This is a genomic window from Catenibacterium sp. GCM10023432 (assembly GCF_042651925.1).
GTDB classification, from domain to species: domain Bacteria; phylum Bacillota_I; class Bacilli_A; order Erysipelotrichales; family Coprobacillaceae; genus Catenibacterium; species Catenibacterium mitsuoka.
The window spans coordinates 24,694-31,087 of the sequence record NZ_JBHSEB010000073.1; the positions used below are offsets into that span (position 1 = coordinate 24,694).

Below are 6,394 nucleotides of genomic sequence, written 5' to 3' on the forward strand. Positions count from 1 at the left end.
ATATTCTAACATATTAAGGAGATAATTTATGAAACAATTCTTCTACTTATTTAAATCCAAAAAGAAACTTCTCTTATTTTCTATTTATTTCATTGCGATTGTTGCAGGAATATTCATCAGCTATAAAGGAGCCTATGGATCTATTCCTGAAAAAGAAATGATACTCATGAAATCAAATGATCCTGAAATGGGCTTAGACTTCTTCTATTACTTACAGGATTCAGGACTGACACTTATACTATATGTCCTTACTACTCTCATTATGCCTAATATCATTAGTGCTGATTTCTTACTATATGAGCATAATAAATTCAATCATTTTCTGATAACACGTATGTTTTCTTCTCTTTATCATAAAAAAGAAAGACAATTTAATTTTCTTGCGACATTTATTCTTATTTTTATGACTCATCTACTTACAATACTAATCATTCATCTTTTCTTCTTTAAGATATCTTTTTCTATTAATCCAATCTATATGAATGCGACAAGACAGACTAATCTATTATCTAGTTCATTACTTCTTAATCTTATTATCTATATGGTTCTTTCATCAATTGGTTATGCACTTTTTTCTCATTTCTTGTTCTCATTACAGTATTTTATTAAGAATGTTTATCTCTATAGAACGCTTGGACTACTTGTATCTCTTATTCTTTATATTGGTGCATCAGTTTTATCTCACACATTCTATAATACATCAGGAAGCTTGATTGCCACATTGGCTTATTTCCTTAATATCATTAATATTCTCACTCCAAGCATTATTAAAAGTCCTGTTTTAAATAACAATCCTCATCTCTTCTATATTGGTACGGCATTACTCTATTATCTTTCGTCATCTATTCTTTTTGGAATGAGGGATTATCATGACTCCACTACTTAAACTTATTAAGAAACAGGACACTATTTCACTTATTATTTTGATTCTTCTTATTCCTGTAGTCACAAGATTAAATGGGAGAGTTAACTTCATCTATATTCTTCTTACAAGTAATTATATTACCTTGATTCTAAATATTGCGTGTCTTGTATTGATGTATAAGAAGATCATGATCATCAATGGGATTAACCATACTTTGATTACACGTAAGGGCTATATGAATACAAAACAAAATATCTATGCCTTTATGATCATGACTACACTTCTTTTCTTAGCTATTCTCTATAGCTTCTTATTTCTTGTATATGGTATCTCTCAAATGAGTATCAAGCTACTATTGATGTTAGTTATTTATACATTTCTATTTCTATTTGAGATATCCATTATTTACTTACAGTTCAATAGGAAATCAAATATTCTCTATATCGCTTTACCTATCATTATCAATCTTGCTTATCATTACATGTTCTTCTAGGAGGAAATAAAGATGTTGAAAGTCAATCATATTAAAAAAAGCTTTAAACAAAACATTGTATTAGAAGATATCAATCTAGAAATAAATACGGGAGAGTGTCTCTATATACATGGAAAGAATGGATGTGGTAAATCTACACTCTTTAAGATTATCTGCGATATTATTCAAACTGATTCAGGCACTATTGATAAGAAGCCTGATACATATATAGGTGCACTTATAGAAAACCCAGGATTTATTGAAAATGAAACTTTAAGATTCAATCTTGAGTTTCTTGCTTCTATCAATCATAACTATAATGAAGAAAGAATAAGAGAACTATGTCATATGTACTCATTAGATTATGATAGTTCTTCAACACTTAAGAATTATTCTGTAGGTATGAGACAAAAAGCAGGTATTATCCAAGCGGTGATGGAAGATCAGAATCTTATTTTCTTTGATGAACCAACAAGAGGTTTGGATGAAGAGAGTATTATCGTATTTGAGAATATGGTCAATACACTAGTAGAAGGTGGTAAAAGTATAGTGATTGCATCACATGATCGCTTAGCTCGTGTTCACTATACTCATACCTATTTACTAGAAGAGGGGAAGCTTCAAAGTGAAGACTATTAAGAACTATGTTTCTCTCTTTATTCTATTTCTTATATGTAGAGAAGTATTTCATATCAACTTTATTGATTATGCAGATATCAAATACTTCTTTCCTCAAAGACCTATTTATATTGTATTTTCACTTCTAGTTAATTACTTATATTTAAAAATAGTATCTGATTGTATCTTCCAGTATATTGAAATAGATACATTATCGATCATCAGAATGGGAAGAAAGAAGTATCATACAACGATGTTCGTAAGAATAGTAGATACACTAGTTGTATTTGTTTTGTTTTCTATTCTCACTGATTTCTTCTTCTATGATATTTGTATCTTAGGACTTATAGGAACAGTCTTCATTGAAATAGTTGTAGGACTATGTATGTCTTTATTCTATAAAAGATTAGGAACGCATACGTTCATGATTACATTTATACTTATCATTTTTATTAAATATCTCATTACTTTGGCTTCAGGAATTATGTCTTGAAGCCTTTTGTGTTATGATTGTTTCATGGAGGTGTTTTATGAAGTTAATATTTTGTGATATGGATGGTTCATTGCTAAACCGTCGTTCTAAAATCTCATCACGAACACTAGAGGCACTTATTGATTTAGAAGAGAAGGGAATAGGCGTTATTCTCTCGAGTGGTCGTCATATTAATAGTTTAAAGAAATATGGTGATATGCTTCATTTTGAAAAATATCCAATGAGTGGCTATTCATGCAATAATGGACAAGCTTATCATGATCATCTAGGAGAGAATGTACTTGAACATGAACGCTTAAACTATGATGATTACTTAAAAGTAAGAAGATATGCGAAAGCACATCACTATGGCTTTATTGTCTATATCAATAATAAAAGAGTGATGTTCCACTATAATGAATCCTTGCTTGTTCGATTACTACATTTGCATATTCCGATACATGAAGATGCAATATTTGATAAATTTGTCTTTTATGGACGTCCTTCCTTTGACGTTAAGGGACTTGATTATACATGTTCTTTAGTTGATCCTTATTGGCTTGAAATAGGACCAAAAGGTGTAGATAAAGGAACAATGTTGGAGAGAATTGCACGTTTTCATCATATTGATTTAAAGGATACCATCGCTTTTGGAAATGGTGAAAATGATCTTCCTATGCTTATTAAGGCAGGAACAGGTGTCGCAATGGGTAATGCACTTGAACATGTGAAAGAACAATCCGATGCAGTATGTGATGATTGTGATCATGATGGAATAGGTAAATATCTGGAGGACTTACTATTATGATGAATATGTCAGATTATTATGATTTTTCAGGACAGAAGTTTGGATATCCTCTCTCTTTAAGTATCAACAGCTTTGATCGTCATATCTTCTCTAGACAAAAGAGTTTAGAACTCTCTTATGTCTTGCAAGGAGAATACCAGATAGTGACAGAGAAGTTTACTTCTAAACTATCAAAAGGTGAACTTGTGATGATTGCGCCCGGAGATATTCATTTGATTACGCATAAAAAAGATGGAGTGATTCTTACAATACATATAGATTTTGATCGCATGACTTCCGCAATGAGTGGGAATAGCACTGAAGCTTTTTCTACAATGATTGTCACAAATCAGGCTTATGATCAATTAAAAAATAAGATATCAGGAATTCTTAAACTTATTAGACAGGGAAACTATAACCTCTATACTCTTAATGCTTATATGATGGACATCCTTTCTATTGCTTCTCAGGTCTCTTTCTCTATGTCTTCCCTCCCTTTACAGGATGAAGCCCATAAGAACTATATGAAGGCTATTTTATATATCGATGCTCACTACAATGAGAACTTAACTTTAGGTGATGTGGCAGATACACTTTCATTCAGTTTAAGTTATACATCTAAATTATTTAAGAAGTTTACTGGTATTACCTTTGTCAAGTATTTAAATAGTGTACGTATTCGTGCTTCTTTAGAAGATTTACTAGAAGGAATCAAGAACATATCAGAAATATCAGATGAATGCGGTATGCCTAATTCTAAAGCCTATACAGAAGCGTTTAAAGAAATCTATGGCATATCACCGAGTAATTATAGAAAACGTTTTAAGAAGAATTTTGCACCTACAGAAGAAAGAGAAATGAATCTCGATAACTTTGATGAAATATTAGAAGATTTCATTAATGAAGAAGAAACTATCTACGAAGATGAGAAATGCAAGATTACTTTAAATGCAGAACATATTAAACTAGAAACAGAAGAAGAAATTAAAATGTCAAACAAAGGTAAGCGTATACAAATCGTTTTATAACAGTCATATATTGTCTTCTCTTAACAATAAGAAGGCAAAATATGACTGTTTTTATATAAAAGCATGATTTTTTATTCACAAGAGGAGTGATATAATGTGGACGAAAGAGAGGAAAATACAAATGAAGGAATTTTCACATTTATTTTCACCTATTAAAGTTGGTGAAACAGTTGTAAAAAACAGAGTTTTTATGCCTCCTATCAGTACAAACTTAGCTGATAAGGGTTATGTTACTGATGCATTAGTGGCTCATTATGCAGCTCGTGCAAAGGGTGGTGTTGGATTAATCGTTACTGAAGTCACTACAGTAGAACCAACATATATCTATTTACCTGGAGATATGTCTATTCATGATGATAGTTTTATTCCTGGATGGAAAAAATTAACTGAAGCTGTACATCAGTATGATTGTAAGATTCTACCACAGTTATTCCACCCAGCTTATATGGCTTTCCCAATTCCTGGTACACCAAGATTAATCGCACCAAGTAATGTAGGACCATATTATGCAAAAGAAGCACCACGTTCAGTCACTAAAGAAGAATTAAAGGTTATTATTAAACAGTTTGGTGAAGCAGCTTTAAGAGTTAAAACTGCAGGTGCTGACGGTGTTGAAATCCATGCAGCTCATGCTCATGGTTTATTAGGTGGTTTCTTATCTCCTTTATATAATAAGAGAACAGATGAATACGGAGGAGATATTTCTTGTAGATTAAGACTTACTTTAGAAGTTATTGAAGAAGTACGTAAAATGTGTGGTAAGGACTTTATTATTGATGTACGTATTTCTGGTGATGAATATACTGATGGTGGTTTAAACATCAATGATATGATTTATGTATCTAAAACATTAGAAGCAGCAGGTGTAGATATGCTTCATGTCTCTGGTGGTACAACTATCGCAAGAGGAAGTTCTATTCCAGCACCAGGAACTAAGATGGGTTCACATGCATTATTAAGTGAAGAAATTAAGAAGCATGTATCTATTCCAGTGGCAACAGTTGGACGTATTACTGAACCTTGGATTGCAGATGAACTCATTGCGAATGATAAAGCAGATATCTGTATGATGGGACGTGCTAACTTATGTGATGCAGAATTCGTTAATAAAGCAATGAATGGTCATGTAGAAGATATTAGACCATGTATTGGATGTTTACGCTGCTTAACAGGTATTATGTTTGGTAAACGTGTATCTTGTACAATCAACCCTTCATTAGAAATTGAAAACGAAGATACGATTACAGAAGCAGAAAACAAGAAGAATATTCTTGTGATTGGTAGTGGACCAGCAGGTATGGAAGCTGCATTTGTAGCACATAAACGTGGTCATCATGTTGTATTATGCGAAAAGGATGATAAGTTAGGTGGAGAAATGAACTTAGCTGCAGTACCTATCGCAAAACAGAATCTAACATTAGTTATCAAGTATATGGCTCATAAACTTGAAGGTGTTGATGTAAGATTAAATACAGAAGTGACTTTAGATATGTTACAGAATGAATTTAAGGATTATGAAGTCATTGCAGGTACTGGTGCTTCTCCAATCGTTATTAATCCATTTACTCAGTTCAAATCATGGATGACTGCAGATGATGTATTAGCTGGTAAACAGTTCCCAGGTCGTAAGATTGTAATTGTTGGTGGTGGATCAGTAGGTTGTGAAACAGCTGATTACTTAGCACCATTAATCAATGACTTATTCCCTAGAAATAGAGATGTCACTATATTAGAAATGGCAAATGGTGTCATGATGAATGAATCTGGACCAGGCAGAAGCTTACTTGTAAGAAGAATGATGCAGAAGGGTATCAAGATTATTACAAGTGCTAAGGTAGAATCAGTGACTGAAACGGAAATCAACTATACACTTGAAGGCGTTACTCATACAATCAAGGATGCAGATACACTTATCTTTGCAGCAGGTTATAAGAAGAACCCGGCTGTTGAAGAAATGTTGAAGGAAAGTGGTCTTAACTATCATATGATTGGTGATGCCCATGAAATTGGTAATATTAAGACAGCTATTACAGAAGCATATAACCTAACAAAAGACTTATAAAATAAACGGCCCTCTCAAAATAAAATGGACCCTGTAAAATGGACACGATAAAAAAGAGACCTTATTTCGTGACCCTGTTTTACAGGGTTT

The 6,394-nt window shown here is 32.4% G+C and carries 7 protein-coding genes; all 7 read left to right on the forward strand.

The features are described from left to right. The first annotated feature begins 28 nt into the window (after positions 1 to 28). The 7 genes from ACFOZZ_RS09300 to ACFOZZ_RS09330 all read left to right on the forward strand — a co-directional run bounded on the left by ACFOZZ_RS09300 (position 29) and on the right by ACFOZZ_RS09330 (position 6,304). Positions 29 to 886, forward strand: coding sequence for a hypothetical protein (locus ACFOZZ_RS09300; RefSeq protein ID WP_376815121.1), 858 nt, complete (start codon positions 29 to 31; stop codon positions 884 to 886). After that, positions 870 to 1,358: a hypothetical protein gene (locus ACFOZZ_RS09305; RefSeq protein ID WP_278779433.1), complete on the forward strand. Its 489-nt coding sequence runs from the start codon at positions 870 to 872 to the stop codon at positions 1,356 to 1,358. The genes ACFOZZ_RS09300 and ACFOZZ_RS09305 overlap by 17 nt, the downstream gene beginning before the upstream one ends. Before the next feature lie 12 nt (positions 1,359 to 1,370). Beyond that, positions 1,371 to 1,976: an ATP-binding cassette domain-containing protein gene (locus tag ACFOZZ_RS09310; RefSeq protein WP_320803775.1), complete on the forward strand. Its 606-nt coding sequence runs from the start codon at positions 1,371 to 1,373 to the stop codon at positions 1,974 to 1,976. Then, entirely contained in the window at positions 1,963 to 2,448 is a 486-nt protein-coding gene (locus tag ACFOZZ_RS09315) for a hypothetical protein (protein WP_055234855.1), read from the forward strand. The genes ACFOZZ_RS09310 and ACFOZZ_RS09315 overlap by 14 nt, the downstream gene beginning before the upstream one ends. A gap of 37 nt (positions 2,449 to 2,485) precedes the next feature. After that, positions 2,486 to 3,235, forward strand: a complete 750-nt coding sequence (locus ACFOZZ_RS09320) for a Cof-type HAD-IIB family hydrolase (RefSeq protein WP_278779427.1) — start codon at positions 2,486 to 2,488, stop codon at positions 3,233 to 3,235. Beyond that, positions 3,232 to 4,242 (forward strand): helix-turn-helix transcriptional regulator, encoded by a 1,011-nt coding sequence (locus ACFOZZ_RS09325; protein WP_279079098.1) that lies wholly within the window; start codon positions 3,232 to 3,234, stop codon positions 4,240 to 4,242. The genes ACFOZZ_RS09320 and ACFOZZ_RS09325 overlap by 4 nt, the downstream gene beginning before the upstream one ends. Before the next feature lie 121 nt (positions 4,243 to 4,363). Beyond that, the gene (locus ACFOZZ_RS09330; protein ID WP_278860687.1) at positions 4,364 to 6,304 is read left to right on the forward strand and encodes an FAD-dependent oxidoreductase; all 1,941 of its coding nucleotides are present in this window, start codon (positions 4,364 to 4,366) and stop codon (positions 6,302 to 6,304) included. Positions 6,305 to 6,394 lie beyond the last annotated feature (90 nt).